The sequence below is a fragment of the Bradyrhizobium sp. B117 genome, from assembly GCF_038969555.1.
Taxonomy (GTDB): Bacteria; Pseudomonadota; Alphaproteobacteria; order Rhizobiales; family Xanthobacteraceae; genus Bradyrhizobium.
On record NZ_CP152414.1, the window covers coordinates 3,335,745 to 3,361,701 of the forward strand.

The following is a 25,957-nucleotide window of genomic DNA, read 5'->3' on the forward strand; positions in this document are numbered from 1 at the left end:
GGTTGAGCCCGCGGGTTCTACGGCAGGAACAGGGACTTGAAGCAAGCCCCTTACGCACCACATATTGAGTTGGGAGGAGCGGCTTATGCGTCCGCGCTCACTCCGTTGACGCGTCGGGCAGAACACCTGCAGAAGGCATCGCCACGATGCACCCCGATCGCCGGTCCGCCTAATCGTCCTTCGACACGTCGCCGCGCTTGGTGGGAACATCTATGGTGCCGCCATCGCCGTGCACGAGATCGCGGCCGTTGTCCTCCGTTTCGCCGGCGTCTTCGACCATTGCCTCTTGCGTGTCGCGCTCCTCGTCGATGCGCGGCTTCGGTCCCGGCAGATCTCGCGATGTCCTGGGTGGAGACGTCTCGACTGTCATTGGCGTTCCTCCTGATCGGCTAACGCTGCTTTCGCCAATTCGTTCGTTTGACGCGTCGCGCAAAACACTGGCATACTGGCATCATCGAACGAGTTTGGTTCAGCCCGCGCGGACAATCCGCGACGGGCTTTTTCGTTTTCGATCCCAGAATCGGACGGTGGCCTACGCGTCCCGGCCACGCACTCGCGTATCCGCGCTGAGCGATCGGCGTGCCGACGTCGCAACCAGTGCTGGCTGTGCAGTGCGAACGTACCGGCCTCGCGACGCTGGTGCTATTCGCTCGTGCCGCTACGGCCTCCGAGGCCGGAAATAGGGTTCGCGCTCGAAACGATTGCGCTTCGTCACGCGATCTGCCGCGCATCTTTTTCTGAAGGAGAGATGATGAGCGCTCATCTGATAGCGCTCGCGCTCGCCGCCCTTGTTGCAATCGTGCTGTAGGAGGCGTTCTCGTGAACGAGGAAATCATCGAATGCGAACTCGATCGTGCACCAGTTCGCTTACCCGCAACCAGGAAGATGTCGAGGTCGCGCGCCCTGGCCGAGATGCGCTCGCTCGCGCGCAGACACACCAGAATGGCTATCCGTGTGCTCGTCGGCATAATGCACAGCGATAACGCAACGCCGCCGGCGCGCGTCTCGGCCGCTAACGCGATTCTCGATCGCGCTTGGGGTCAAGCTCCTTGTCTGGGACAATGTTCTCGACCTCATTACCACCAACGCATTAGTCGGCTTTGCCGCCATTGCGGCCAATCTCGTGGTGTCCTTCTACTTCGCCAATCGCGAGGTCGAGAATGTTGCGAAGATCATCAAGCGGTGAAGGTTCAAGTTGACCAGATTCGAGCGATCGTTGCCGAAACGCTCGCTGAGCAGCACAGGATTCAGCGGGAGAGCATCGATGCGATCGTGTTGAAGGCTGTCGCGTCGGTGCTGGCCTCTTTTGGAAGCGAAGTGGACGACCGTAAGGAACTGAGGGTTGATTTTCAGCACCTGCGGAGATGGAGAAAGGGCGTGGAGCAGGCGCAGAGCTACACGTTCAAGGCTGTGATCACGGGGATTGCCACCGGTCTGATGGGCGCCATCTGGCTCTGCATCAAGGTCGTGCTGGGCAAGTGATGCGTCCGATGAGGACATTTGCCGATACCTGGACGATCTGCATCAGATGACGTCGTTCTTCGATGGCGCTGCTATGCCGCAATTCGAGCTGGGAGCGTGGTGGCTGGCCTATCATGGTCGCGAGGCGGTCGCGTTTGCCAGCGTGGTGCCGTCGACGCACGCTCGCAATGGAGGTACTTCTCCAGGGTCGGCGTGTTGGAGCCGCACTGGGGGCGCGGCCTTCAGTGCAGGCTGATGCGAGCAATTGCGGCGAGGGGACGACGTGTGGGCTGGGATAGCATCGTGTCCGACACGACGGACAATCCTGTCTCCGCGAATAATTTCATTCGGGCGGGCTATCGACTCTTCGAGCCCGAAGTGCCCTGGGCCTGGCCGCACAGCCTCTATTGGCGGAAATGGCTTCGCTGAACAATGGAGCGGGTTTCCCGTGATGCGGAAGGCAACTTTTCAACATAGAAAAAAGGGCCCGGTAGCTTGGCGGCTGCCGGGCCCTTTTTGCGTATTGAAGCGATGCGGGTGAAGCACTTGCGAAGCCGGCGGCGCCGGGCTTTAAGTTGGTGCTGCAGGAAATTCGGCGACCATAAGCCGATGTGAGGGAGCGCTGTCTATGCCCACCAAGCCTCAATTGCCGGAACGTCCGTCGCGGGCGCCAGGCGGACCGACTGCGCTCGACGGTCTTCTGGTCGTCGACTTCACGCGCGTCGTGGCGGGGCCGGCGTGCACGCAGACGCTCGCCGATTTCGGCGCGCGCGTCATCAAGATCGAGAATCCGGACGGCGGCGACGATACACGCGCCTATGAGCATGCCGAAATCGGCGGCGAGAGCGCGGCCTATCTCAGCCTGAACCGCAACAAGCGCGGCATCGCGCTCGATCTCGCGGTGCCGGAGGCTCGGGAGATCGCGCTGGATCTGATCCGCAAGGCGGATGTGGTCGTGGAGAACTTTTCCAGCGGCGTTATGAAGAAATTCGGCCTCGACTATGAGTCCGTCGCGCCACTGAACCCTCGGCTGGTCTATTGCTCGATCTCCGCTTATGGGCGCACCGGACCGTTTGCCTCACGCCCCGGTTTCGATCCCATCACTCAAGCAGAAAGCGGGTTCATGTCGCTCAACGGGTTTGCCGATGGCCCGGCGGTGCGAACCGGCCCACCCATCGTGGATATGGCAACGGGGATGTCTGCCTGCAACGCAATTCTGATGGCGCTCTTGGCACGGGACCGGCTCGGCCGCGGGCAGCATGTCGAGGTCGCGCTGTTTGACGTTGCGATGGGGATGACCGGCTTCTACGGCATGGCCTATCTCATCAACGGCGAGAACCCCGGCCGGTTCGGCAATTCGCCGAGCGGGTCTCCCACCGTCGGCGTCTACGAGGCTTCCGATGGGCCGCTCTACATGGCCTGCGCCAACGACCGGCTCTATCGCCGCCTGGTGGTCGAGGTGCTGAACCGGCCCGATCTGATCACCGATCCGCAGTTCGCCACGCGCAAGGCGCGCTCCGAGAACAAGGAGCTTCTGCGTGCCGCCATCGCGGAGGTGTTTGCGAGCGATACACTCGAGAACTGGATGGCGAAAATGAAGCTGGCCAATATTCCGGTCGGCTATCTCCGCACGGTCGAGGAGGGATTCAACGCGCCGGAGGCTCGGGAGCGCCATCGCTTGAGCCGGATTCCACACCCTACCGCGGCATGGGTCCCCAACATCGAACCACCGATCAATATGAGCCTGACCGGAGCGATTGACCCTGTGGCGGCACCCTTGCTGGGCGAGCATACCGAAGACGTCCTGCGTGATACGTTGGGATACGACGAACGTCGAATCTCGGAGTTCACACAAAAGGGCGCTTTTGGATCGGGCAAGCAGTCGGCACCGCTTTGAACCTGCTCGGTCGGTCCCGAGCAATCAGGCGTTACGCCTCCGAGGGCCGCATCCGCTTGCTTTGGCGATGCTCTCGCCGCATAACTAAGCGACAGCGAGGGACACGAATGGCGCCCGATCAGGAGCCGAGCATGGGCCAGCCGACAGGACCGGAAGGCAGCGCCTATACGACCATGATCGCGAAGGCCCGGACGCTTCTGCCGCAGCTTCGCGAACGGGCTGCGCAGACGGAGGAGCTGCGGCATCTTCCGCCTGAAACCGAGAAGGACCTCCACGACGCCGGCCTGTTCCGTATGCTTCAGCCGAAGCGCGTTGGCGGCGCCGAGCTTGACTACGTCGCCCTAGTTGACTGCGCGGAGCTGCTCGGACGGGCGGACGCATCAGTTGCGTGGAATCTTGCCAATCTGGCGAGCCATCATTGGATGCTCGGCATGTTCGAGCAGAAGGCTCAAGATCTAGTCTGGGGGCGCGATCCGGATGCGCTGATTGCGTCCTCGTTCATTTTTCCGGCCGGTCGCGCCACGCGGGTCGAAGGTGGATATCGGCTGCACGGCAGCTGGCCGTTCTCCTCGGGCGCTGCTTCCTGCGAATGGAACATGCTTGCGAGCGTCGTCTACTCTGACGACGAGGCGGATGGCATCGAATATCGAATCTTTCTGCTGCCGAAAGACGATTACAAAGTGCTGGACACCTGGAATGTCGCGGGATTGCGCGGTACCGGTTCGTGCGACGTCGAGGTCAAAGATGCCTTTGTGCCCGATTACATGACGGTCGCCGTCGGCGATCTTGCCGGCGGTCCGACGCCCGGAAGCAGCGTCAATCCCAATCCGTCGTATACGCTGCCGGTATTTTCGCTGTTTCCCTACGTCCTGTCCGGTGTTGCACTCGGGAATGCGCAAGCGTGTCTCGACGACTATGCGGAGGTCGTGCGTCATCGCATCTCGACCTACAACCGCGCCAAGCTCAGCGACTTCCAAAGCACGCAGATCAAGATCGCGGAGGCTTCGGCCAAGATTGATGCTGCCCGCCTGATCATGCGTTCGGCCTGTATCGAAGCCATGGGGAATGCGAGGCGCGGTCATGTTCCCGATATGGCGACGAAGACCAGGTATCGGCGCGACGGAGCCTTTTCGGTGAATCTGTGCACCGAAGCGGTCTCGATGCTGTTTGCGGCGAGCGGAGCGCGCGGCTTGTTCACGACAGGCGTATTGCAGCGGCAGTTCCGCGACGCCCACGCCATCAACTCGCATCTTGCGTTCAACTTCGATGCGGCCGGAACCAACTATGGACGCGTGGCTCTCGGGCTACCGTCCGAAAACCTCACGTTGTGAGGCCGGCCAATGACTAACCTGCCGAAGCAGCCGGCCGTCCCCGATCCAGCCAATGAACTTGCGAGCGACAGCTCGCCGATCGATCCTCGCGATTTTCGCAGCGCGCTCGGCACATACGGAACGGGCGTGACGATCATCACCGCCACGGCCGCCGACGGAAAGCCTTATGGCATTACCTGCAATTCGTTCGCGTCGGTCTCTTTAAATCCCCCTCTGGTGCTCTGGAGCCTCGGGGTCTACTCGTCGAGCCTAACCGTGTTTCAGAACGCCAGCCATTTCACCGTTCACGTGCTCGGCACCTCACAGCAGGCGCTTGCGAACAAGTTCGCGAAATCGACCGAGGACAAGTTCGCGGGCGTCGACTGGACGGCGGGCCTCGGCAATGCGCCGGTGCTCGCCGAGAGCGTCGCCAATTTTCAATGCCGATCGGTCAATCGCTATTATGGCGGCGATCACGTAATCTTTCTCGGCGCGGTCGAGGCCTATGCCTACAACGCCAGCGAGCCGCTGCTGTTTGCACGTGGGACGTATGGCCGGTTCCTGACTGACGACGAACGCAAGAAGTAGCCGTGATGCGCTGCGAGCCGCGCGACGGCCTAGCGCTCTGCTGCTGAAAGCTTGTAGATTTCCAGCGCATCCGCTTCTGCGCCGCGCGCGGCCTTGGCCAGCCTGAAGAGCTGCCCCGCCAGCGACGCCATCGGCACCGGTGTCGACGTCGCCTGCGCGACGTCGGCGACCGTATCGAGATCCTTGAGCATCGTGGCAATGTGCCCAAGAGGCGGGGAGTGAATACCCTGGACCATCCGCGGCACGAACAGCTGAAGCGGAATGGAATCCGCAAAGCCGCCCGCGAGCGCTTCGGGCAACCGGTTGGCGTCAATGCCGGCATTCACCGCAAGGCGTGTTGCTTCCGCAAGCACAGCCATCGCGCATCCGACGATCACCTGATTGCACAGCTTTGTGGTCTGTCCGGCGCCGGTAGGGCCCATGTGGGTGAACCTGCGGGCCATGGCCAGCACATAGGGCCGCACCCGTTCAATGTCAGCTGCTTCGCCGCCGGCCATGATCGCAAGCGTGCCTTCCTCGGCGCCCTTGGTGCCGCCGGACACCGGCGCGTCGATCCATCCCGCACCGTTTGCCGCCTTCAACCGCGTCGCAAGGTCGCGCGCGGCGTCAGGATGGATCGACGAGAAATCGACGACGAGCTTTCCTGCGCCGGCCGCCGCAGAGAGTCCGTCGGCCCCGAAAATCACCTCTTCGACGGCGGCGGCATCCGTGACACACATGAAGACGATGTCCGAGATCGCCATGACGTCACGAGGCGTGGCTGCACGCCTTGCACCGGCCTCGACGAGTGGAGCGACCTTGCCCTCCGAGCGATTCCAGACGCTGACCTGATAGCCGGCCTTGAGCAGGCGCCGGGTCATCGGTGTCCCCATCAGCCCAAGGCCGAGATAGCCGAGCCTCTCGACGCCTTGCGGGTTTGTCTTGCTCGCATCAGCCATAGGTTGCCTCTTTCTGTCGCAGCGCAAACTCCGCCTTACCATACATTGCAGGCCGGGCAGCGAAACCGTCCAACCCGCATGGCTTGCCTGATTGTTTGAACCATGAAACATTTGCGGCAGTCGGGTTGGGTGGCGCCGGTCGGCGCCGGAGCAGCGGAGTGGGCACGATGCGAACCGTTTCGAAGTGGATCCTGACTTTGGGAGCGGCAGCAGCCGTGAGCGCTGGAGCAAGCTCGTCATGGGCACAGCAGACGATCCGCGTCGGCTGGACGATCCCGGCCGAGGAATCCAAGTACTGGATGATGCGCCGCCCGGCTGAGTTTCCCAACCTCGGCAAGACCTACAACATCGAATGGACCCAATTTCAGGGCACTGCGCCGATGACGCAGGCATTGGCTGCCGGCGCGCTGGACTGCGCGACACAGGCGCCACTGTCGCTGGCCAACGGCGTGGTCGGCGGCAACCTCAAGGCCTATATCGTGGCGCAGCACGTCTTCGAAAAGCCTGGCGGCTTCTCGGTCTATTGGGCGGTGATGGATGACTCGCCGATCAAGACCATCGCGGACCTCAAGGGCAAGACGGTCGGCATTTCCGTCATCGGCGGCGGAACGCAAGGGCCGTTCAATCTGCTGCTGAAGCAGAATGGCGTCGATCCGGCCAAGGATATCAAGCTGGTCGAGGTCGGCTTTGCCGTCTCCGAGGATGCCCTGCGCCAGGGCCGCGTCGATGCGGTCAACATGAACCAGCCCTTTGCCGCGCGTGCAGAGGCCAAGGGCGGAACAAGAAAACTGTTCTCGCTGTCGCAGGCCATGCCGAACATCGTGCACATCCTGGAGGCCTGCCGTGCCGATTTCGTCGACAAGAACCCGGAGGTGGTCAAGGCCTATGTCCGCGACATCACCGCGGGCATGAAGAAGGCGCTGGCGAACCGCGAAGAGACGCTGAAGGTCGTCAATGAGGTCCTGAAGGCGCCCGTTCCGGTGCTGGAGACCTATCTGCTCAAGGATAATGATTTCGGCCGCGATCCTGGTGCCGCGCCGAACTTCCCGGCGATCCAGAAGATGCTGGACATCTATGCCGAGACGGGAATGCTACCGAAGCTGGACGCGGCGCAGTTCAAGCATCCGACGATCGTCGCGCCGCTGGAATAGGTGAGCCGCGGAATTATCCCGAACAAGGAAGTCGCAGCGTCCCGGCTGATCCGGGACGTTGCATGAAGAAGATGTTCGTATGAAAAAGTTGCGATCACGAGTCACGACAGACGGCCTCGATCGGGCCCCGCACCGCGCCTTCATGCGCGCAATGGGGCTCGACGATGCTGCGATTGCCAAGCCTATGGTGGGCGTCGTCAGCATGAAGGGCGAGCAGACGCCCTGCAACATGACTCATGATTTCCAGGTGGCCGCGGCCAAGACAGGAATTGAGGAGGCCGGCGGCACGCCGCGCGAATTCTCGACCGTCTCGGTGTCTGACGGTATCAGCATGAATCACGAAGGGATGAAGTTCTCCCTGTTTTCGCGCGAGCTGATCGCCGACTCGATCGAGGCCGTCGTCCACGGCCTCGCCTATGACGCACTGATCGGATACGGCGGATGCGACAAGACGCTTCCCGGCGTGATGATGGGCATGGTTCGTTGCAACGTGCCGTCCATTTTCATCTACGGCGGCGGTTCGCTGCCGGGCCGCGTGGATGGCCGGACGCTGACGGTGCTCGACTCCTATGAAGCCGTCGGCAGCTTCATGACCGGTGACATCGACGGCACGACGCTCGAGCGGATCGAGCGTGCCTGCTTGCCGACCATCGGCGCGTGCGCCGGCCAATTCACTGCAAACACGATGGGTATGGTGTCCGAGGCGATGGGCCTGACCATTCCCAATGTGTCGATGGTGCCGGGTGTCTATGCCGAGCGTGCGCAGATCTCGCGGCGCGCCGGCCGGCTGATCATGGAGATGCTGGAACGCGGCGGGCCGCTCCCGCGCGACATCGTGACGCGGAAATCCCTTGCGAATGGCGCGGCGATCGTCGCCGCGACCGGCGGCTCGACCAATGCCGCGCTGCATCTGCCGGCGATTGCGAACGAGGCCGGCATTGCATTCACGATCGAGGATGTCGGCGAGGTTTTTGCCCGAACGCCGCTGATCGGGAATCTGCGGCCGGGCGGCAAGTACACGGCAAAGGACGTCTACGACATCGGCGGCGCTGCCGTGGTGATCCGCGAACTGATCCAGAGCGGGCATATCGACGGTAGCTGTATCACCATCACAGGCCGCACACTCGTTGAAGAATATGGTGCGGCCAATGCGCCCGACGGCGAGATCGTTCACGCGGCCCGCACGCCGATCATGCCCGATGGTGGCGTGGCGGTGCTGAAGGGCAATCTCTGTCCCGACGGTGCGGTCATCAAGGTTGCCGGCTTGAAGAGCCAGTTCTTCGAGGGCGTCGCGCGCGTCTTCGAAGACGAGGAAGCCTGTGTCAAAGCGGTTCGCGACCGCAGCTACAAGGCGGGCGAGGTTCTCGTGATCCGCAATGAAGGGCCGGTCGGCGGCCCCGGCATGCGCGAGATGCTCGGCGTCACCGCGCTGATCTACGGGCAGGGCATGGGCGAGAAAGTGGCCCTGATTACCGATGGCCGGTTCTCCGGCGCGACCCGCGGCATGTGCATCGGTTATGTGTCACCTGAGGCATTTGTCGGTGGTCCGCTGGCGCTCGTTCGCGACGGCGACAGGATTCGGATCGATGCCGCAAACCGGCGCATGGACATGCTGGTCGACGAGCAGGAACTCGCTTCACGTCGACGGGATTGGAAGCAACGTCCGCCGCGTCACCGTGCGGGGGCGCTTGCAAAATATGCGCGGCTGGTCGGGCAGGCGCCGGGCGGAGCCGTCACGCATGAAGGCCCGGCAGAATGGCCCTGGTTCGAATGACGCGCCGCAGCCTTGCGAAAACGTCCGCCTATCTGGCAGGTTTCTTGCTAAGCTCGTGCCGCTGATGGAGGATATTCAGCAGATCCGTCGCGTAACGTTCGCGCACGAGTGAAGCGGGAGACGGGATGACGAGGGTGGCTTCGAGATCGAGCGAATGGGTGGGGCCGGCGACATCAAAAAAGCCGGCTTCTGCGATCATCGAGATCGACCGCGTCTCGCAGGTCTTTCAGACCTCGGCGCGTAGGGATCATCTGGCGCTATCGGATATCTCGTTGACGATCGACGAAGGAGCCTTCGTCTCCATCCTCGGTCCGTCCGGTTGCGGCAAGTCGACCTTGCTTTACATCGTCGGTGGCTTCGTTAGTCCAACCAGCGGCGCTGCGAAGATCAAGGGACAGGCGATTACGGGGCCCGGGCCGGATCGTGGGCCGGTGTTCCAGGAGTTCGCACTGTTTCCCTGGAAGACTGTCCTCGGCAACGTGATGTATGGCCCGCGCCAGCAAGGTGTGCACGCCAGGGAGGCGGAAGCCCAGAGCCGAGCCTTGATCGAAATGGTCGGCCTCAAGGGCTATGAGAATTTTTACCCCAAGGAGCTGTCAGGCGGCATGAAACAGCGCGTCGCGCTGGCTCGGACGCTCGCTTATCATCCCGAGGTCCTGCTGATGGACGAGCCGTTCGGCGCGCTGGACGCGCACACCCGGACGCGGCTGCAGAACGATCTCCTGAACATCTGGGAGCGTGATCGCAAGACGGTGCTGTTCGTCACGCACTCGGTCGACGAAGCCGTCTTCCTGTCGGACAAGGTCGTGATGATGTCGAAATCGCCCGGCCGCATCAGGCAGGTGATCGACATCGATCTGCCGCGGCCGCGCCGGCGTAACGAGCTCTTGCTCGATCCGCGCTATCAGAAATACGTCGTCGACATCGAACGCATGTTCGACGAGAGCGACGAGGCCGGGGCGCCCTCATGATAACGCCGGCCGCCTTGGTCAGACGCGCTGCCCCGGTGCTCGCATGCATCGTATTGCTGGCGGTTTGGCAGGTCGCCTCTCTCGCGCTGAAGAGCGACAGCTTTCCGACAGCGATCGAGGCGATCCGCGCGATCCCGGACATCCTTGGTGACAAGGAGTCGCTGATCAACATTCTGGCCTCGCTCCGCCGCATGGCGATCGGGTTCGGCATAGCCGTGCTGGTTTCGATTCCGCTCGGCCTGTTGATGGGCCGCAGCCGGGCTGTCGCGGCCTTCTTCAATCCGCTTCTGATGGTGATCTACCCGGTGCCGAAAGCGGCCTTGATGCCGATCATCATGCTGTGGCTCGGCGTCGGTGACGTCACGAAGACCCTGGTGATCTTCCTTGGCGTCAGCCTGCCTGTGATCTACCACAGCTTCGAGGGGGCCAAGGCAGTCGAAGAGAAGATGCTGTGGTCAGGTGCGGCGATGGGGCTCTCGGCCGTGCAACGGCTGGTGCGGATCGTGCTGCCGGCGGCATTGCCGGAGATCCTGACCGGGTGCCGTACGGGGCTCGTGCTGGCGCTGATCACCATGATCACCAGCGAGATGATCGCGCGCCAGTCCGGCGCCGGCAACATCCTGTTCAACGCGCTCGATATGGGACAGTACGACACCGTCTTTGCGATGATCATCATCGTCGGAGCGATGGGCATCTGCCTCGATGCGATCTTCGAGCGGATCCGCGCGCGGCTGGTGCGCTGGTCCGAGCCTCAGTTCGACATGCCGCTGAGCTTCTCATGATGTCGCGCCTTCTCCCCACAAACGTCATTTTCGGGCTCGCGCCGATCGTGCTGGTGATCGCGCTGTGGCAAGGCCTTGTATCGTTCGGTTTTGCGCCTGCGGTCTTGCTGCCGCCGCCAGGCTTCGTCTTCAGCCGGTTGCTCCAGCAGCTCGTGACCTGGACATTTCAGCAGGAGATCGCGGCGACCCTGATCCGGCTGTTCGCCGGCTTTGCGATCGCGGTCGTGCTCGGCGTCGGCATCGGCATCGCCGCGGCAGCCAGTCCCGCGATCAATTCCGTGGTTCGGCCGATCGTGCGCGTATTGGCGCCGTTGCCCAAGGTTGCGCTCTATCCGGCACTTCTGCTGCTGCTCGGCTTCGGTCACGGCTCGAAGATCACGCTGGTGGCTGCGGACGCACTTTTTCCTATCCTGCTCTCCACCTATTATGGCGCGTCGACCGTCGAGCAGAAGCTGATCTGGTCGGCGATGGCGGCAGGAACGCCGCGCTACGAAGTCCTGTTCAAGGTGGTGTTGCCGGCGGCGATGCCGTCGATCCTGACTGGCTGCCGGATCGGCCTTGTCATTTCCTGCATCGTGGTGTTTCTGGCTGAGATGATCACGTCGACCGACGGGTTGGGCCATGCGCTGGTGACAGCGGCCCGGACCTTCCAGGCCGTCGACATGTTCGTGCCGCTGATCACGATCTCGCTGCTGGGCCTGATCCTGAATGGCCTGCTCGGGGCGGTGCGCTCGTATCTGCTGCGCGGCTTCCCCGAAGCGTAAACTGACGAGAAGAAACCAAAGACCGGGAGTGAATCATGCTGGCTGACCGCATCGAAGCAAAATGGATCGACGCGTTTTGCGAGATTTTTGAACGATGCGCCGTCAAGCCCGGCGATACCGCGGCGATCCTCTCGGAAACCCAGTCGCGTGCGCTAAACGTGCATCTGACGGAGCTTGCGCTGCTGCGCATGGGGGCGCGGCCATTTCATGTGGTGATGCCGACGCCGCGCAACCGGAATATCGTTCCAGTTCGTTCGACGGGAGCGAGCGAGGCGATCCAGAAGCTTGGCCCGGTCATCACGGCGCTTCAGCAGGCCGGCTTCGTGGTCGATTGTACCATCGAAGGCTTGATGCATGCCGTGGAGACGCCTGAGATCTTGAAGGCCGGCGCGCGAATCCTCGTGATCTCGAACGAACATCCCGAGGCGCTTGAGCGCATGGTGCCGGATCCTGCGCTCGAGAAGCGTGTGCGCGCGGCTGCCAAGATGCTACGCGGAACCAGGCGAATGAGGGTGACTTCGAAGGCCGGCACAGCGCTCGACGTAGATATGGTCGGTGCCTCCACAGTCGGCGTCTGGGGCTGGACCGACAAGCCAGGCACGCTCGCGCATTGGCCCGGCGGCATCGTCGTCAGCTTCCCCAAGAGCGGGACGATCAATGGCACGCTGGTGATGGCGCCCGGCGACATCAACCTCACCTTCAAGCGCTACCTGACTTCGCCTGTGAAGATGACTTTGAAAGACGACTATGTCGTCGATCTGGAAGGCGAGGGCACGGATGCTGCGATGATGCGCGCCTATCTCGCCGCCTGGGGCGATCGCGAAGCCTATGCGGTCTCGCATGTCGGCTTCGGCATGAACCCCGGCGCGCGCTACGAAGCGCTATCGATGTACGATCAGCGCGACACCAACGGCACCGAGATCCGCGCCGTCTCCGGCAATTTCCTGTTCTCGACCGGGGCGAATGAATTTGCCGGCCGCTATACGGCAGGCCACTTTGATTTACCGATGATGGGAACTACGATCGAGCTCGATGGTGTCGCAGTCGTTCGTGAAGGCCTTCTTCAGGACGTCTTCGGCTAGTTGCGATCGAGCACGGGCGGGCGAGCCAGGTCGAAGTGCCGGAGCAGGTCGACCATGGCCTGGAGCCGTTTGGCGCGGTAAGCGTCGACGTCCATGCCTGAATAATCGAGGAAACCCGCGCCCGTGCGCAGGCCGATCCGCCCCTCATGCATGTTGCGTGAGATCACCTCCGGCGCGCGATAGCGCTCGCTGCCGAGCGCGCCTTCGAGATAGCGGCTGGCATAATACAGAATGTCGCCGCCGCCCCAGTCGATGAATTCGAGCAGTCCGAGTACGGCATAGCGGAAACCAAAACCGTAGCGGATCGCCTTGTCGATCTCCTCGGCGCTGGCGACACCTTCCTCGACCATGCGCGCAGCTTCATTCATCGCCAGCGCCTGGATACGCGGAACGATGAAGCCGGGCGTCGCCGCGCAAACCACCGGTACCTTCCCAATGTCTTCAAGCAGAGCCTTGACTTCGTCGATGATGGAAGGGTCTGTGGCCTTGCCGGGTGAAACCTCGACCAGCGGGATCAGATAGGCCGGATTGAGCCAGTGCACGTTGAGGAAGCGGCGGGGATGCACGATCGCACCGGAGAGATCGTCAACCAGGATGGTCGACGTCGTCGACGCGATGATCGTATCCGGGCCAACCTCTTTTGAAGCCGCCCCCAGCACCTCGCGTTTGAGCTCGACGACTTCAGGAACACCCTCGAAGACTATGCCGGCTTGGGCCAGTGCTGCGCCGCTCTGGCTCGCCGGCATCACCGACACCCGCGCGATGAGCGGATCGACATCCGTCTCGGTCAACAGCCCCAGCTTTGAGAGGCTGGCAAAGGTCTTCCTGACCTCGCCGAGTGCGTCGGCCTCCAGCTTGGCAAAATCCTCCGCGGAACGGGCCTTGACGTCGATCATCGTGACCGTGTGCCCCGCGTAGGCGAACGCGACGGCGATGCCGCGTCCCATGCGGCCGGCCCCGAGACAGGTAATGTTGACGCGGCTGGTCATCGGTTAGAATCCCGTGCGCAGAAGTGTCTGTAGTTCGGCCTTGCCGAGCTTTCCAAGCCCCAGCGTCTCGAGCGTGCGCCCGCTCTGTGCAAAGTCCTCCCCGCAGATGGCGCCACCGATAGCGAGGAAAGCCTTGGCCAGTGGCGTGGGCACACCCGCCAGGGCGGCGACAGAGACCAGCAGCGATAATCCAAGCCGTAGATCCTCGCGCATATAGCGATGCTCGGTCAGCACGAGGCGCTCGCGCCAGTCGCCGGAGTCGGTCAGACGGTCGTGCGAGCCGCGGCCATACATCCAGATCTCCCCCTCCTTCGCATAGTGATGCGCCAGCGGAAAATGCGGCGCGCCATATCCGAGCGCCTCGCGTACGGCGATCCGCTCGCCGTCGAGCGCGTCGGTCACCCGTCGGATCGCGGCCTGCGTGCCCTCCTTGTGGATGTCCCACTTTTCGAAATGCTCGATCGGACCTGCGTTCATCACGATCAGCGGCGGGTGGATGATCGGACCCGCGTTCATCAGTGCGCCGGAGAGAGCATCTCCGCATGGCTCGATCGCATCGGGGAAGGCGCGTCCAATCACTTCGAGTGCGTGCGGTGCCTGGTCGAGCGGAAACACGCCAACCGGCAGCCGCTTCGCACGGATGGTGATCGCAACCTCGAACGGTCCGTGTTTCCGCGTCAGCCAGGGCAGTGTGCCGGTCTCGGCAAAGCTCGCCTTGGCATGGTTTCCAGCATACCGCGCGGCCTGCGCGAAGATCATCGAGCCGAAGGTCGCCGGCGGCAGAAACACGACTTGGCCATCCCGCAAATGCGGGGCGAGCAGGCGGGCGATGTCCGGTTGCGCGAAGGCGGGGGCAGGGCAGAGGATCAGCTCGACCCCGCTGACGGCTTCGCCGATATCGGTCGTCACCAGCGCAAGCTTGACGTCGTGGCGGCCGTTATGATCCTTCACCAGAATGCGCGAGCCGGCGGCGCGATGTGCTGCGACCTGATCGGCATCGCGACGCCAGAGCCGGACCTCATGCCCGGACAGCGCAAAATCGCCTGCGGCCGCGAAAGAGCCGTTTCCCCCACCTAGGACTGCAATCTTCAAGATGCTTCTCCTTGTGCGCGCGACTGCGTATCAAGCTGCCTCAGGAGGAAATGCTGGACCTTGCCCAGCGCCGTGCGCGGCAAATCGGTAACGAAGACGATATCGCGCGGAACCTTGTAGCGCGCGAGCTGCGCGTGAAGGTGCGCTCGCAATTCCTCCGCGTCGAGCCGGCAGCCGGATCGCGGGATCACAAAGGCGACGGGCACCTCGTCCCAGCGCGGATCGGGCCGGCCGATCACGGCGCATTCGCTGACATCGGGGTGCTCGAGCAGGACGCGTTCGACCTCGGCCGGATAGACGTTCTCCCCGCCGGATATGATCATGTTCTTCTTGCGGTCGCGCACCCAGAAATAGCCGTCCGCGTCGCACAAGCCGATATCGCCGGTGCGATACCAGCCGTCGTTCAGAGCGTCGCGCGTAGCGTCCGCATTGCCCCAATATTCGAAGAACACGTTGGGCCCGCGCACCGCAATTTCGCCCGGGGTACCTGCGCGCACTTCGTGGCCCGCTTGGTCGATCACCTTCGCCTCGCAGCACAGGCCCGCAAGTCCGGTCGATCCCGCCCGCGAGAGATCGCCGCCGTGGCGTGTGTAGATGGCGATGGGGCAGGTCTCCGTCGAACCGTAGACCTGGAGCACCGGCACACCACGCGCGACGAAACGGTCGATCAGGTGCGGCGGTACGATGGTCGAGCCGGTCGCGACCGCCTTGAGTGATGAGAGATCGGTCGCCGCCCATGAGGGATGCTCGCTCACGGCTTGGATGATCGCCGGCACCATCACGGTCAGCGTCGGCCGCTCGCGTTCGATCGCAGTGAGCGCCGTATCTGGTGCGAAGCGGGCATGGATCGTGACGGTCGCGCCCAGCTGGAGCGCTGCGGTGGTCTGGATGTTGAGGCCGCCGACATGGAAGAACGGCAACACGGTCAGCACATGATCGTCGGACGTCATGTTGTGCATGTGCTGGCTCATGACGCCGTTCCAGAACAGCGCCTCCTGGCGCAGCACTGCGCCCTTTGGTCGCCCGGTCGTTCCTGATGTGTAGACGATCAGGAGCGGGCAGGAGAGATCGGTGTGCGGATTGCGGCCATTGCCCTCGCTACGAGTCAGCAAGCTCCCAAACGTCGTGCCGCGCGGTGGCGCGAAATCGAGGCCGACGACGGCAGTCCCCGACGCGAGTTCGGGAAGAATACCCGCAAACGCCTGCTCCAGCACCAGCACCTTGGCGCCTGCATCGGTGAGGATGAAGAGCTGCTCGGCGGCCGCCAGCCGCCAGTTCAGCGGCACCAGCATCGCACCGAGCCGCGCGCACGCGTAGAGCAGAACCAGATAGTCAGGCCGGTTCAGGCTCAGGATCGCGACGCGGTCGCCGCGCCCGACTCCGAGCTCCTGCTTCAGCGCCGTAGCCGTCTGTTCGATGCGCGCGGCGAATGCCGCGTAACTCAGCCGCTGCCCCTCGAAGGCGATGGCTGTCTTGTCCGGCGAAAACGCCGCGTTGCGATCGATCAGACTGCAGAGGTCCACCGTCAGTCGTCCGTCTCACCGCTCTCGTACAGCGCCTCGCGGCCGATGCGGTCGAGGCAAAGTTCGGCGGTCCAGGGCAGCATCAGCGAGCCGCAACGGCTGTCGCGATAGATGCGCTCGAGCGGCAGCGAGCGGAGCATCGCCTGTCCGCCGCAAGTGCGGATCGCGAGCGCCGCGAGCTCATTGGCGCCCTCCATCACCGAATATTGCGCGGCATAGGCGCGGAGCACCTGCTCCTTGCTCGGATTGGCGCGCGCTTCAGTGACCGCCTGGAACCAGATCGCCTTGATCCGCTCGAGCTTGATCTGCATCTGCGCGACCGCGATCTGCTTGGTTGGGTACATCCGCCGCTTGACCGGCGGCATGCCCGGCACCTCGCCACGCAGATAGCGCACCGTGAAATCGTAAGCGGCTTGCGCAAGGCCCATATAGGTCGGCGACAGCGTCAGGAACATGTGTGGCCAGCGCATCGCCGCCTGGAAATAGACGCCGCGCGGCATCAGCGCGGAATCTTCCGGAACGAAGACATCCTTGAACAGCAGCGTTCGCGAGACCGTGCCGCGCATGCCGAGCGGATCCCAGTCGCCGACGACGGAGACGCCTTCCGAGTTTGCCGAGATTGCGAGGTAGAGGGTATTGCGGCGCGAAGCCTTCTCGCCTTCCTCGATTTCGGTGCAGAGCACGCCGTAATAATCGGCGTGGCCGGAGAGCGATGCAAAGATCTTCTTGCCGTTGACGATCCAGCCGCCTTCGACGGGCCTTGCTTCCGTGCCGAAGGCGACGCCGCCTGCGGCTGCTGCGCCGCCTTCGGAGAACGGTTGCGAATAGATCGCGCCATCCTCGACGATGCGCTTGTAGTGAACTGCGCGACGGCGTTCGTGTTCGGCGCGGGTCTCTGCGTCCATGTCGAGATCGTCAGCGAGCGGGCCCGACCACAGGGTCGAGCAGACGTGCATGTTCCAGGTGAGGGCCGTCGCGCCGCAAAAGCGGCCGATCTCGGCGGCTGCCAGGGCATAGGTCTGGTAGTTTGCACCGAGCCCGCCGTGCTTCTTGGGGACGGCAATGCCGAGCAGTCCGACGCGGTGCAGGTCGCGATAGTTTTCGGTCGGAAAGATCGCATCGCGATCATAGGTCGCGGCGCGGCCGGCGAACACGCTCTGGCCGATCTCCCGTGCGCGCGTGATGATGCCGGCCTGCTCGTCGCTCAGGCGAAAGGCGACGGGATCGAAGATCGGCGCATCCAGCGCGACCTTGTCAGTCGTGCCGATCGTCTTGCTGACTTGCATGGTCATTGCGCATCACCTTACGCTTTGGTCGCGACGGAGTTCAGGAACCGGCTAAGGGCCTCGTTAAAGGCGTCAGGCTGTTCAAGGTTGGCAAGATGGCCGACGCCGGCGAGCTCGATGTATTCGGCAGAAGCAATGTAGGTCGCCGTCTTCGCCATCATCGGTGCGGGCGCATTGTTGTCCCTGGAGCCGGACAGCAGCAGTGTCGGCACGGAAATGTCCTTGAGGGTGCTGCGCTGATCAAAGCCAATCAGGGCCAGCATCATGGCGCGATAGCTGGCCTCGGGCACGCTTGCCATGCACTCACGCGCAAGTTCCATGCCCCGGGGATCGGGGTCGTCGCCGATCAGCTCTTTCACCAGTGAAGGCGCCAGCGATTTCATCGTCTCGCCGCGATCGAGCGGTCCGAGCCGCGCCGCAATGAACGATTTCTGCCAGTCGCCATCGGCCTTGCCGAAGGCCGGGCTGGTCTGTGCCAAGACGACCGCGCGGGCCAGTTTCGGCGATTGCACCAGCCATTTCTGAACGATCATGCCGCCGATCGAGTGGCCAACCAGAATGGGCCTGTTTGCGCCGATCTGTTCGATGAATTGCTGGAGCGCATCGGCCAGGGCAGCGATGCTGACGCTGGCGAGCGGCGCCGACCCGCCATAGCCCGGCATGTCCCACGCGATCGCGCGGAAGCGGTTGCCGAATGTGGCAAGCTGCTGCCGCCAGGCCCGTGCCGCGCCACCGATGCCATGCAGGAAAATCAGAGGGATCGCGCCCGGATCGCCCGCGGCTTCATAGGCGAAGCGTCCATCCCTTGTTATGATTGGCGCCGGCTGCGACACGCGACATCCTTTTGCTTGGCCCGGCGATGCTAACAGGCTTGTGGGCGATGGGAAGCGATAATTTTATACTTAAAGCAATTTTCGGGCCGCTCTTTCGTATGCAGGCGTTCAGGCGATGCTGATCGGCGATTTCATTGCAAAAATTTGAAGGTTAAAATATATCCGAGGAAACGATCAGCAGATTTCAGGGAGCCAGTGCATGTCCGGATTGCCACACTCGCCGCACGCGCTGGTGACCGGCGGCGGCCGCGGCATCGGCCGTGCGATCGCAGCCTCACTCGTCGGGGCCGGCGCCACCGTGACGGTGCTGGGCCGGAATGCCGCTACGCTCGAAGAAGCGATCAACGTGGGTGCTGCGCATTTCGCGGCCGTTGCTGACGTTTCGAACGAAGCATCATTGAAAGCTGCCATAGCCGAAGCGCATGCGCGAAAGCCGATCGACATCCTGATCGCCAACGCGGGTAGCGCCGAATCCGCGCCGTTCGCGAAATCGGACAGCGCGCTGTTCGCGCGCATGATGGATGTCAATTTCATGGGCGTTGTCCATGCCGTCCAGGCAGTGCTGCCGGGGATGAAGGATCGCCCGTATGGCCGGATCATCGCGATTGCATCGACGGCTGGGCTGAAAGGTTATGCCTATGTCAGCGCGTATACGGCCGCGAAGCACGCTGTGGTCGGTCTGGTGCGTTCGCTAGCCCTGGAAATGGCCGGCAGCAACGTGACGGTGAACGCGGTCTGTCCCGGTTTCACCGATACTGATCTCGTCGCCGGCAGCATCGAGAACATCATGAAGAAGACGGGGCGAAGCCGCGAGCAGGCGATCGCCGAACTCGCCAAGCACAATCCGCAGGGGCGCTTGATCGCGCCGCAGGAAGTGGCGAATGCCGTGCTTTGGTTGTGCAGCGAGGGGGCCGGAGCGATTACCGGTCAGGCAATTGCCGTGGCCGGCGGTGAGATCTAGCGCACGAAAGCGCGGAACGAGGAAAGCAAGGAGACCACATGAGCAGACCAGCCAATCCCGTGACCGTGCCACTTGCGGACTACTCGCCGCAGCATTTCCTGCTGGCCGTGGTCGACGGTGTTGCCACCGTGACGCTCAATCGGCCCGAGCGGAAGAATCCGCTGACCTTCGAGAGCTACCGGGAACTGACGGACTTCTTCCGCGCTTGCGCGTTCGATGACGCGGTCAAATCCATCGTCGTTATCGGCGCGGGCGGCAATTTCTCGTCCGGCGGGGATGTGTTCGAGATCATCGGACCACTCGTGAAGATGGATACCAAGGGGCTCACTGCCTTCACGCGGATGACCGGCGATCTCGTCAAGGCAATGCGGGCCTGCCCGCAACCGATCGTGGCCGCGGTCGAGGGCATCTGTGCCGGGGCCGGCGCGATCATCGCGATGGCCTCGGACATGCGGCTGGCAGCCAGCGGGGCCAAGGTCGCGTTCCTGTTCAACAAGGTCGGTCTTGCTGGCTGCGATATGGGCGCCTGTGCCATCCTGCCGCGGATCATCGGCCAGTCCCGCGCCTCCGAGCTGCTCTACACCGGCCGCTTCATGACCGCGGAGGAAGGCGAGCGCTGGGGCTTCTTCAGCCGCATCGTCACACCGGAGCAAGTCCTCCCCCAGGCGCAAATCCTGGCCAAGCAGGTCGCGGAGGGTCCGACCTTCGCCAACACCATGACCAAGCGGATGCTGGCGATGGAATGGGCGATGTCGGTGGAGGAGGCGATCGAAGCGGAAGCCGTTGCCCAGGCCCTGTGCATGACGACGGCGGATTTCGAGCGCGCTTTCGAGGCCTTCGCCAACAAGGTCAAGCCGGTCTTCAGGGGAGACTGAGCCGGCTGCTATTATTCGGAGCCAAGCCAGCCACAGGGACTTGCGTGAAATTATTTTAGGCTTAAAATAGTTTTCATGGCCGGGTGAATTGGCGAGGCTCCCATGAAAGTCGCGATCATCGGTGGCGGACCTGCAGGTCTCTACGCAGCGATCCTGCTCAAGAAGCAGCGCCCGAGCGCCGACGTCACCGTGTATGAGCGCAACCGCGCCGACGACACGTTCGGCTTCGGCGTGGTGTTTTCCGATGCCACGCTGGACAATTTCGAGAAGCACGACCTTCCGAGCTATCGCCGTATCACCCAGGAATTCGCCTATTGGGACGACATTGCCGTGCACTTTCGCGGCACCGTCCATCGGGTCGGAGGCAACGGTTTTTGCGGGTGCTCGCGGCAGAAGCTGCTTCTGATCCTGCAGGAGCGGGCGCGCGAGCTTGGCGTCAGCCTGCATTTCGAGGTGGACATCGACGACGAGTCCCGATTCGCCGACGCAGATCTCATCCTGCTTGCCGACGGCATCAACAGCCGATTCCGCGAGAAGCATGTCGATCACTTCAAGCCCGAACTCGATCTCCGCACCAACAAGTTCGCCTGGATGGGGTCGACCAGGCCGCTTGACGCTTTCACCTTCATCTTCCAGGAGACGGAGTGGGGCCCCTTCATCGCCCATGCCTATCAGTACGAGGCCGGTCACTCGACCTGGATCTTCGAGACCGATCCGGAGACGTTTGAGCGGGCAGGGCTGACCGGATTGAACGAGCAAGAGTCCGCCGCACGGATGGCCGACATCTTCGGCTGGTTCCTCGATGGGCACAAGCTGCTGACGAACCGCTCGATGTGGCGCAATTTCCCGATGATCCGCAGCAAGCGCTGGGTCAAGGACAACATGGTGCTGCTTGGCGATGCCAAGGCGAGCGCGCATTTCTCGATCGGCTCCGGCACCAAGCTCGCAATGGAAGACGCGATCGCGCTCGCCGAGGCGATGCAGAACGCGCCGAGCATCAAGGCGGCGCTGGAAGTCTATGAGCACGGCCGCCGCGAGGAGGTCGAGAAAACCCAGCATGCCGCCGACGTCTCGCTGGTCTGGTTCGAGCACGTCGATCGCTTCTGGGACTTCGATCCCGTGCAGTTCGCCTTCGGCGTGATGACGCGCTCGAAGGCGATCACCTACGACAATCTCAAGCTTCGTGCGCCCGATTTCGTCGCCGAAGTCGAGAAGTCCTTCGCCAGGCAAGTGCGCAGCAACGGCTTCGATGTCAGCACCGATAAGCCGTTGGTGCCGCTGTTCCAGCCGTTCCGTCTGCGCGAGATGGAGATCGCCAACCGCGCGGTGATGTCCCCAATGTGCATGTATTCGGCGAAGGAGGGCGTCCCGGGCGATTTCCACCTGGTGCATTACGGCTCGCGCGCGATCGGTGGCGCCGGCCTGATTTTCACGGAAATGGCCTGCGTCAGCCGCGATGCCCGGATCACACCCGGCTGCGCCGGCCTTTGGAACGACGAGCAGGAAGCTGCGTGGCGCCGCATCGTGGACTTCGTCCACGGCAACTCGGCCGCAAAGATCTGTCTGCAGCTCGGCCACGCGGGCCGCAAGGGCGCGACCAAATTGATGTGGGACGGCATGGACCGGCCGCTGGAGCAGGGCGGCTGGGACGTGGTCTCGGCATCGCCGCTGCCCTATTTCCCCGACAGCCAGGTGCCGCGCGAGCTCGATCGCGCCGGCATGAACGCAGTGAGGGACGCTTTCGTCGCGGCAGCCGAGCGCGGTGAGCGCTGCGGCTTCGACATGCTGGAGCTGCACTGCGCCCACGGCTATCTGCTGGCAAGCTTCATCTCCCCCTTGACGAACACCAGGACGGATGAATATGGCGGCTCACTTGAAAACCGCCTGCGCTTCCCGCTCGAGGTGTTCGAGGCGCTGCGCGCGGTGTGGCCGTCGCACAAGCCGATGTCGGTGCGCATCTCTGCGACCGATTGGGCGGATGGCGGCGTCACTGGCGACGATGCGGTGGCAATTGCGCGCGCCTTCGCCGAGGCCGGTGTCGATCTCGTCGACGTCTCGACCGGTCAGACCGTGCGCGATTCGCAGCCGGTCTACGGGCGCATGTTCCAGACGCCATTCTCCGATCAGGTCCGCAACGAGGCGCGCGTCGCCACCATGTGCGTCGGCAACATCACGACCGCGGACCAGGCCAACACCATTCTGGCTGCCGGCCGGGCGGATCTCGTCGCGCTGGGCCGGCCGCATCTGGTCGACCCCTTCTTCACCATGAGGGCGGCCGCCTGGTACGGGGCGAACGATGCGTTCTGCCCGCCGCAATACCTTCCCGGAAAGGATCAGATTTTCCGCAACAGCGTGCGCGACCGGCAGGATCTCGAGGAGCTGCGCATTAAGGCTAAGCCCAAGACCCGGGCCGAGCTCAAGGCGGAGGCGACAAAGCCGCTTGCGGCGGAGTGACCGCCCGTGCGACGTTAACCGCATTGCCTGGCGTGTTTCGAGTGGAGTAGGGGCGATGAAGGCGATTATCGTCGGTGGCGGTATTGGTGGTCTCACCACGGCATTGATGCTGCGCTCGCGTGGTCTGGACTGCGAGATATTCGAGCAGGCCGATACCATCCGCGAGCTCGGCGTTGGCATCAATACGCTGCCGCACGCGATGCGCGAGCTCGCCGGCCTCGGGCTGTTGCAGAAGCTCGACGACGTCGCGATCCGCACCGACCAGCTCTATTATCTCAATCGCCACGGCCAGGAAGTCTGGCGCGAAGCGCGCGGCATCGATGCCGGTCATGACGTGCCGCAATTCTCGATCCACCGCGGCCGCCTCCAGGGCGTCATCCATCGCGCGGTCGAGGAGCGGCTCGGCGCGGACGCAATCCACACCGGCTGTCGCCTCGGCGCCTTCACGCAGGACGAGGGCGGTGTCACCGCCTATTTCTTCGATCGTGCCGGTGCGCACATCCACACCGCGCGCGGCGATATCCTGATCGGCGCCGACGGCATCCATTCTCGCGTCCGCGACACGCTGTTTCCGAACGAGGGACCACCGTGCTGGAACGGCCTGATGCTGTGGCGTGGCGCGCGCGACTGGCCGCTGTTCCTCACCGGCAAGTCGATGATCGTGGCCGGCGGGCTCCACGCCAAGGTGGTGATCTATCCGATCGCGGAGGGATCGAGCCCGGCGAGCCGCCTCACCAATTGGGCCGTGCTGGTCAAGGTCGGCGAGGGCAATGCCCCACCGCCGCGGAAAGAAGACTGGTCGCGCCCGGGCCGGCGCGAGGAACTGATGCCGCACGTGGCGCGCTTCTCGGTGCCCTATATCGACGTGAAGAGCCTCATCTCGGCGACGCCCGAATTCTACGAATATCCGACCTGCGACCGTGATCCCTTGCCTTACTGGTCGTTCGGTCGCGTCACGCTGCTCGGTGACGCCGCGCATCCGATGTATCCGGTCGGCTCGAATGGCGCCTCGCAGGCGATTCTCGACGCGCGCTGCCTGGCCGACGCGCTGGTGCGCGCCGAGCATCCGCGCCAGGCGCTGATCGAGTATGAAAGGAAGCGCCTGCCGATGACCGCTGACATCGTCCGGTCCAACCGGCGGGGCGGCCCTGAGGGTGTCATCGATGCCGTCGAGCAGCTCGCGCCGGACGGCTTCGACAATGTCGACAACGTGCTGAGCTATTCTCAGCGCGAGGCCATCGTGCGCGGCTACGCCACCAAGGCAGGCTTTGCCGCCGTGCCGGGCTTGGCGGCGGTCCGCGCCTAGGGCAGGCCGCTAGCCGGCGCCGGGAGGCGGCGGCAGGAAGTGGATGTTGAACTCGGCGGCCATCGCCACGACGTCCTCCGGCTTCTGCTCCTTCATGTTGTGCAGGCCCCAGAACAGGTCGAACAGTTTCTTGGTCGGCGAGACCCAGAACAGCACCTTCGCAGTCTGCTCCGACTTGTTGAAAATGCCGTGCGGCACGCCCATGCCGAGGCGGATCAGGTCGCCCGCGGTCGCCTGCGCCTCCGAATTGCCGAGCATGAAGTCGAGCTTGCCCTCCAGCATGTAGAGATACTCATCCTGATCAGGATGAATGTGCGGCGGCACGAACGTGCCCGGCGGCAAGGTCGCGTGCCAGGAGAAGCTGTGCTCGGTCTTGCTTTTCGGCACGTAGGTCTGGCCGAGGATGTTCCAGGAGATGCCCTGGATCCCCTCGTTGGCCCGCGTGATGCCGGTGATTTCGCTGCTCATTGAAGTCCTCCCTTGACGCGACGCTCGGCTTAGTTCGCCGCCTTGCAATCCTTGGCATAGCGGTCGCCGTAGTTCTCGAAAACCTTCTGGACGATCTCGGTCTGGAATTTTCCATCCGGACGCTTGGCCACCTTGGTCAGGTAGAAATCCTGGATCGGATAGCCGTTGGTGTTGAACTTGAACGAGCCGCGCAGCGAGGTGAAATCGGCTTTCTTCAGCGCAGCTGCAACAGCGTCCTTGTTCGAGAGGTCGCCCTTTACGCCCTTGACCGCGCTGTCGATCAGCATCGCCGCGTCATAGGCCTGGAAGGCGTAGGTGCCGGGCACGCTTTTATAGGCGGCTTCATAGGCCGCGACGAACTTCTTGTTCTGGGGATTGTCGAGATTGGGCGCCCAGTTCGCGCCGCCGAACATGCCGACCGCTGCGTCCTGCTGCGCCGGCAGCGTCGATTCATCCACCGTGAAGGCCGAGAGCACCGGAATGCTGTCGGCAAGGCCCGCCTGTCGGTATTGCTTGACGAGATTGACGCCGAGGCCGCCCGGCATGAACGTGAACAGCGCATCGGGCTTTTGCGACGAGATCTTGGACAGCTCCGGCTGGAAGTCCAGCGTGTTGAGCGGCATGTAGGATTCTTCGACGATCTCGCCCTTGTAGTCGAGCTTGAAGCCCGCGACCGAATCCTTGCCGGCCTGATAGTTCGGCACCATCAGGTACATCCGCTTGTAGCCGCGGTCCTGCGCCACCTTGCCGAGGATCTCGTGCACCTGGTCGTTCTGATACGAGGTCACATAGAAGAACGGGTTGCAGTCCTTGCCGGCGAACGTCGACGGACCTGCATTGGGACTGATCAGGAACACCTTGGATTCCGTCACAGGCCGGTGGATTGCCTGAAGAATGTTGGAGAAGATCGGGCCGACCACGAAGTCGACCTTGTCGCGTTCGAGCAGGCCCTTGACCTTGGTGACCGCCGCATCCGGCTTGAGTTCGTCGTCAACCACGACGACCTCGACGTCGCGGCCGCCCATCTTGCTGCCGAGGTCCTTCACGGCGAGCGCAAAGCCGTCGCGCACCTGCTGGCCGAGCGCGGCGGCGGGCCCCGACAGGGTCACGATCACGCCAAGCTTGAGCTTCTCCTGGGCGAGGGCAGGGCTCATCGCGGTGCCGAGCAGCAAGGCGGCCGCAGCCAAGGTCGTTTGCGTCTTCATGATCTGTCCCCCGTGACATCAGGGCTTGCGCTGCAAGCCGCGTACTCCAGTCCAAGCTTATGCCGATGATGGCTGCCGCGGCAAGCAAAGTGCACGGCGTCGCCATCCCGCGCGCCAGGTGCATGCAAGCGCCGCGCCAATTATTTGAAGCCTAAAGAAACTCGCGTGCGGTCGATTGTTGCAGCTTTGGACTTGCGGCCGGCGCGGATTTATTTGAAGCTCAAAACGTTAGGCAATCCGCGCCGAC

23 protein-coding genes and 1 pseudogene are annotated in these 25,957 nt (G+C 63.2%); 15 read left to right on the top strand and 9 right to left on the bottom strand.

The window, feature by feature from the left end:
* Positions 1-169: 169 nt before the first annotated feature.
* The gene (locus AAFG16_RS16390) at positions 170-370 is read right to left on the bottom strand and encodes a hypothetical protein (RefSeq protein WP_342739801.1); all 201 of its coding nucleotides are present in this window, start codon (positions 368-370) and stop codon (positions 170-172) included.
* 812 nt (positions 371-1,182) lie between these two features.
* On the opposite strand from AAFG16_RS16390, the gene AAFG16_RS16395 reads away from it, so the two are divergent.
* The 5 genes and pseudogenes from AAFG16_RS16395 to AAFG16_RS16415 all read left to right on the top strand — a co-directional run bounded on the left by AAFG16_RS16395 (position 1,183) and on the right by AAFG16_RS16415 (position 5,256).
* Entirely contained in the window at positions 1,183-1,482 is a 300-nt protein-coding gene (locus tag AAFG16_RS16395; RefSeq protein WP_342739802.1) for a hypothetical protein, read from the top strand.
* 16 nt (positions 1,483-1,498) lie between these two features.
* Positions 1,499-1,890, top strand: a pseudogene (locus AAFG16_RS16400) (GNAT family N-acetyltransferase).
* 199 nt (positions 1,891-2,089) lie between these two features.
* A complete protein-coding gene (locus AAFG16_RS16405) occupies positions 2,090-3,358 on the top strand; it encodes a CoA transferase (RefSeq protein WP_342739803.1) in 1,269 nt (422 codons plus the stop codon).
* A 107-nt stretch (positions 3,359-3,465) separates the two neighbouring features.
* Positions 3,466-4,689 carry an acyl-CoA dehydrogenase family protein gene (locus AAFG16_RS16410; RefSeq protein ID WP_342739804.1) on the top strand — a complete coding sequence of 408 codons (1,224 nt, stop codon included), beginning with the start codon at positions 3,466-3,468 and terminating at the stop codon, positions 4,687-4,689.
* A gap of 9 nt (positions 4,690-4,698) precedes the next feature.
* The gene (locus AAFG16_RS16415; protein WP_342739805.1) at positions 4,699-5,256 is read left to right on the top strand and encodes a flavin reductase family protein; all 558 of its coding nucleotides are present in this window, start codon (positions 4,699-4,701) and stop codon (positions 5,254-5,256) included.
* 29 nt (positions 5,257-5,285) lie between these two features.
* Here AAFG16_RS16415 and AAFG16_RS16420 read toward each other — a convergent pair whose 3' ends face one another.
* Positions 5,286-6,194 (bottom strand): NAD(P)-dependent oxidoreductase, encoded by a 909-nt coding sequence (locus AAFG16_RS16420; RefSeq protein ID WP_342739806.1) that lies wholly within the window; start codon positions 6,192-6,194, stop codon positions 5,286-5,288.
* Positions 6,195-6,361: 167 nt separating this feature from the next.
* Between AAFG16_RS16420 and AAFG16_RS16425 the strand changes: the two genes are divergently transcribed.
* From AAFG16_RS16425 to AAFG16_RS16450, 6 genes are all read left to right on the top strand, one after another.
* Positions 6,362-7,345 (top strand): ABC transporter substrate-binding protein, encoded by a 984-nt coding sequence (locus AAFG16_RS16425; RefSeq protein ID WP_342739807.1) that lies wholly within the window; start codon positions 6,362-6,364, stop codon positions 7,343-7,345.
* A gap of 79 nt (positions 7,346-7,424) precedes the next feature.
* A complete protein-coding gene (gene ilvD, locus AAFG16_RS16430; RefSeq protein ID WP_342739808.1) occupies positions 7,425-9,119 on the top strand; it encodes a dihydroxy-acid dehydratase in 1,695 nt (564 codons plus the stop codon).
* Between the two features lie 125 nt (positions 9,120-9,244).
* Complete coding sequence (locus AAFG16_RS16435; protein ID WP_342739810.1) at positions 9,245-10,090, top strand: ABC transporter ATP-binding protein; 846 nt, start codon at positions 9,245-9,247, stop codon at positions 10,088-10,090.
* Entirely contained in the window at positions 10,087-10,872 is a 786-nt protein-coding gene (locus AAFG16_RS16440; RefSeq protein ID WP_342739811.1) for an ABC transporter permease, read from the top strand. The genes AAFG16_RS16435 and AAFG16_RS16440 overlap by 4 nt, the downstream gene beginning before the upstream one ends.
* Complete coding sequence (locus AAFG16_RS16445) at positions 10,869-11,636, top strand: ABC transporter permease subunit (RefSeq protein ID WP_342739812.1); 768 nt, start codon at positions 10,869-10,871, stop codon at positions 11,634-11,636. The genes AAFG16_RS16440 and AAFG16_RS16445 overlap by 4 nt, the downstream gene beginning before the upstream one ends.
* Positions 11,637-11,671: 35 nt before the next feature.
* Positions 11,672-12,718: a peptidase M29 gene (locus tag AAFG16_RS16450; protein WP_342739813.1), complete on the top strand. Its 1,047-nt coding sequence runs from the start codon at positions 11,672-11,674 to the stop codon at positions 12,716-12,718.
* Here AAFG16_RS16450 and AAFG16_RS16455 read toward each other — a convergent pair.
* The 5 genes from AAFG16_RS16455 to AAFG16_RS16475 are packed head-to-tail and all read right to left on the bottom strand — an operon-like array spanning position 12,715 to position 18,441.
* Complete coding sequence (locus AAFG16_RS16455; protein WP_342739814.1) at positions 12,715-13,707, bottom strand: 3-hydroxybutyryl-CoA dehydrogenase; 993 nt, start codon at positions 13,705-13,707, stop codon at positions 12,715-12,717. The genes AAFG16_RS16450 and AAFG16_RS16455 overlap by 4 nt on opposite strands.
* Before the next feature lie 3 nt (positions 13,708-13,710).
* The gene (locus AAFG16_RS16460; RefSeq protein ID WP_342739815.1) at positions 13,711-14,799 is read right to left on the bottom strand and encodes an NAD/NADP octopine/nopaline dehydrogenase family protein; all 1,089 of its coding nucleotides are present in this window, start codon (positions 14,797-14,799) and stop codon (positions 13,711-13,713) included.
* Positions 14,796-16,322, bottom strand: coding sequence for a long-chain fatty acid--CoA ligase (locus tag AAFG16_RS16465; protein ID WP_342739816.1), 1,527 nt, complete (start codon positions 16,320-16,322; stop codon positions 14,796-14,798). Before AAFG16_RS16465 ends, AAFG16_RS16460 begins: the two co-directional genes overlap by 4 nt.
* Before the next feature lie 2 nt (positions 16,323-16,324).
* On the bottom strand, positions 16,325-17,614 hold the full coding sequence (locus tag AAFG16_RS16470; RefSeq protein ID WP_342739817.1) for an acyl-CoA dehydrogenase family protein: 1,290 nt from the start codon (positions 17,612-17,614) through the stop codon (positions 16,325-16,327).
* Between the two features lie 11 nt (positions 17,615-17,625).
* Positions 17,626-18,441, bottom strand: coding sequence for an alpha/beta hydrolase (locus tag AAFG16_RS16475; RefSeq protein WP_342739818.1), 816 nt, complete (start codon positions 18,439-18,441; stop codon positions 17,626-17,628).
* Between the two features lie 199 nt (positions 18,442-18,640).
* Here AAFG16_RS16475 and AAFG16_RS16480 point away from each other — a divergent pair, with 199 nt between their 5' ends.
* The 4 genes from AAFG16_RS16480 to AAFG16_RS16495 all read left to right on the top strand — a co-directional run bounded on the left by AAFG16_RS16480 (position 18,641) and on the right by AAFG16_RS16495 (position 24,037).
* Positions 18,641-19,402 (top strand): SDR family oxidoreductase, encoded by a 762-nt coding sequence (locus AAFG16_RS16480; protein ID WP_342739819.1) that lies wholly within the window; start codon positions 18,641-18,643, stop codon positions 19,400-19,402.
* Positions 19,403-19,440: 38 nt separating this feature from the next.
* Positions 19,441-20,277, top strand: coding sequence for an enoyl-CoA hydratase family protein (locus AAFG16_RS16485; RefSeq protein ID WP_342739820.1), 837 nt, complete (start codon positions 19,441-19,443; stop codon positions 20,275-20,277).
* Between the two features lie 102 nt (positions 20,278-20,379).
* On the top strand, positions 20,380-22,731 hold the full coding sequence (locus tag AAFG16_RS16490) for a bifunctional salicylyl-CoA 5-hydroxylase/oxidoreductase (protein ID WP_342739821.1): 2,352 nt from the start codon (positions 20,380-20,382) through the stop codon (positions 22,729-22,731).
* Positions 22,732-22,786: 55 nt separating this feature from the next.
* Positions 22,787-24,037 (top strand): flavin-dependent oxidoreductase, encoded by a 1,251-nt coding sequence (locus tag AAFG16_RS16495; RefSeq protein WP_342739822.1) that lies wholly within the window; start codon positions 22,787-22,789, stop codon positions 24,035-24,037.
* 9 nt (positions 24,038-24,046) lie between these two features.
* On the opposite strand, the gene AAFG16_RS16500 is transcribed toward AAFG16_RS16495, so the two are convergent.
* Entirely contained in the window at positions 24,047-24,505 is a 459-nt protein-coding gene (locus AAFG16_RS16500) for a cupin domain-containing protein (protein WP_092215923.1), read from the bottom strand.
* Positions 24,506-24,534: 29 nt separating this feature from the next.
* A complete protein-coding gene (locus AAFG16_RS16505) occupies positions 24,535-25,710 on the bottom strand; it encodes an ABC transporter substrate-binding protein (protein ID WP_342739823.1) in 1,176 nt (391 codons plus the stop codon).
* Positions 25,711-25,957 lie beyond the last annotated feature (247 nt).

Bases quoted from the DNA above. Each gene is read 5' to 3' on its own strand.
- AAFG16_RS16390 (WP_342739801.1), bottom strand. From the start codon at position 370: ATGACAGTCGAGACGTCTCCACCCAGGACATCGCGAGATCTGCCGGGA.
- AAFG16_RS16405 (WP_342739803.1), top strand. From the start codon at position 2,090: ATGCCCACCAAGCCTCAATTGCCGGAACGTCCGTCGCGGGCGCCAGGC.
- AAFG16_RS16410 (WP_342739804.1), top strand. From the start codon at position 3,466: ATGGCGCCCGATCAGGAGCCGAGCATGGGCCAGCCGACAGGACCGGAA.
- AAFG16_RS16415 (WP_342739805.1), top strand. From the start codon at position 4,699: ATGACTAACCTGCCGAAGCAGCCGGCCGTCCCCGATCCAGCCAATGAA.
- AAFG16_RS16420 (WP_342739806.1), bottom strand. From the start codon at position 6,194: ATGGCTGATGCGAGCAAGACAAACCCGCAAGGCGTCGAGAGGCTCGGC.
- AAFG16_RS16425 (WP_342739807.1), top strand. From the start codon at position 6,362: ATGCGAACCGTTTCGAAGTGGATCCTGACTTTGGGAGCGGCAGCAGCC.
- ilvD (WP_342739808.1), top strand. From the start codon at position 7,425: ATGAAAAAGTTGCGATCACGAGTCACGACAGACGGCCTCGATCGGGCC.
- AAFG16_RS16435 (WP_342739810.1), top strand. From the start codon at position 9,245: ATGACGAGGGTGGCTTCGAGATCGAGCGAATGGGTGGGGCCGGCGACA.
- AAFG16_RS16440 (WP_342739811.1), top strand. From the start codon at position 10,087: ATGATAACGCCGGCCGCCTTGGTCAGACGCGCTGCCCCGGTGCTCGCA.
- AAFG16_RS16445 (WP_342739812.1), top strand. From the start codon at position 10,869: ATGATGTCGCGCCTTCTCCCCACAAACGTCATTTTCGGGCTCGCGCCG.
- AAFG16_RS16450 (WP_342739813.1), top strand. From the start codon at position 11,672: ATGCTGGCTGACCGCATCGAAGCAAAATGGATCGACGCGTTTTGCGAG.
- AAFG16_RS16455 (WP_342739814.1), bottom strand. From the start codon at position 13,707: ATGACCAGCCGCGTCAACATTACCTGTCTCGGGGCCGGCCGCATGGGA.
- AAFG16_RS16470 (WP_342739817.1), bottom strand. From the start codon at position 17,614: ATGACCATGCAAGTCAGCAAGACGATCGGCACGACTGACAAGGTCGCG.
- AAFG16_RS16480 (WP_342739819.1), top strand. From the start codon at position 18,641: ATGTCCGGATTGCCACACTCGCCGCACGCGCTGGTGACCGGCGGCGGC.
- AAFG16_RS16485 (WP_342739820.1), top strand. From the start codon at position 19,441: ATGAGCAGACCAGCCAATCCCGTGACCGTGCCACTTGCGGACTACTCG.
- AAFG16_RS16490 (WP_342739821.1), top strand. From the start codon at position 20,380: ATGAAAGTCGCGATCATCGGTGGCGGACCTGCAGGTCTCTACGCAGCG.
- AAFG16_RS16495 (WP_342739822.1), top strand. From the start codon at position 22,787: ATGAAGGCGATTATCGTCGGTGGCGGTATTGGTGGTCTCACCACGGCA.
- AAFG16_RS16500 (WP_092215923.1), bottom strand. From the start codon at position 24,505: ATGAGCAGCGAAATCACCGGCATCACGCGGGCCAACGAGGGGATCCAG.
- AAFG16_RS16505 (WP_342739823.1), bottom strand. From the start codon at position 25,710: ATGAAGACGCAAACGACCTTGGCTGCGGCCGCCTTGCTGCTCGGCACC.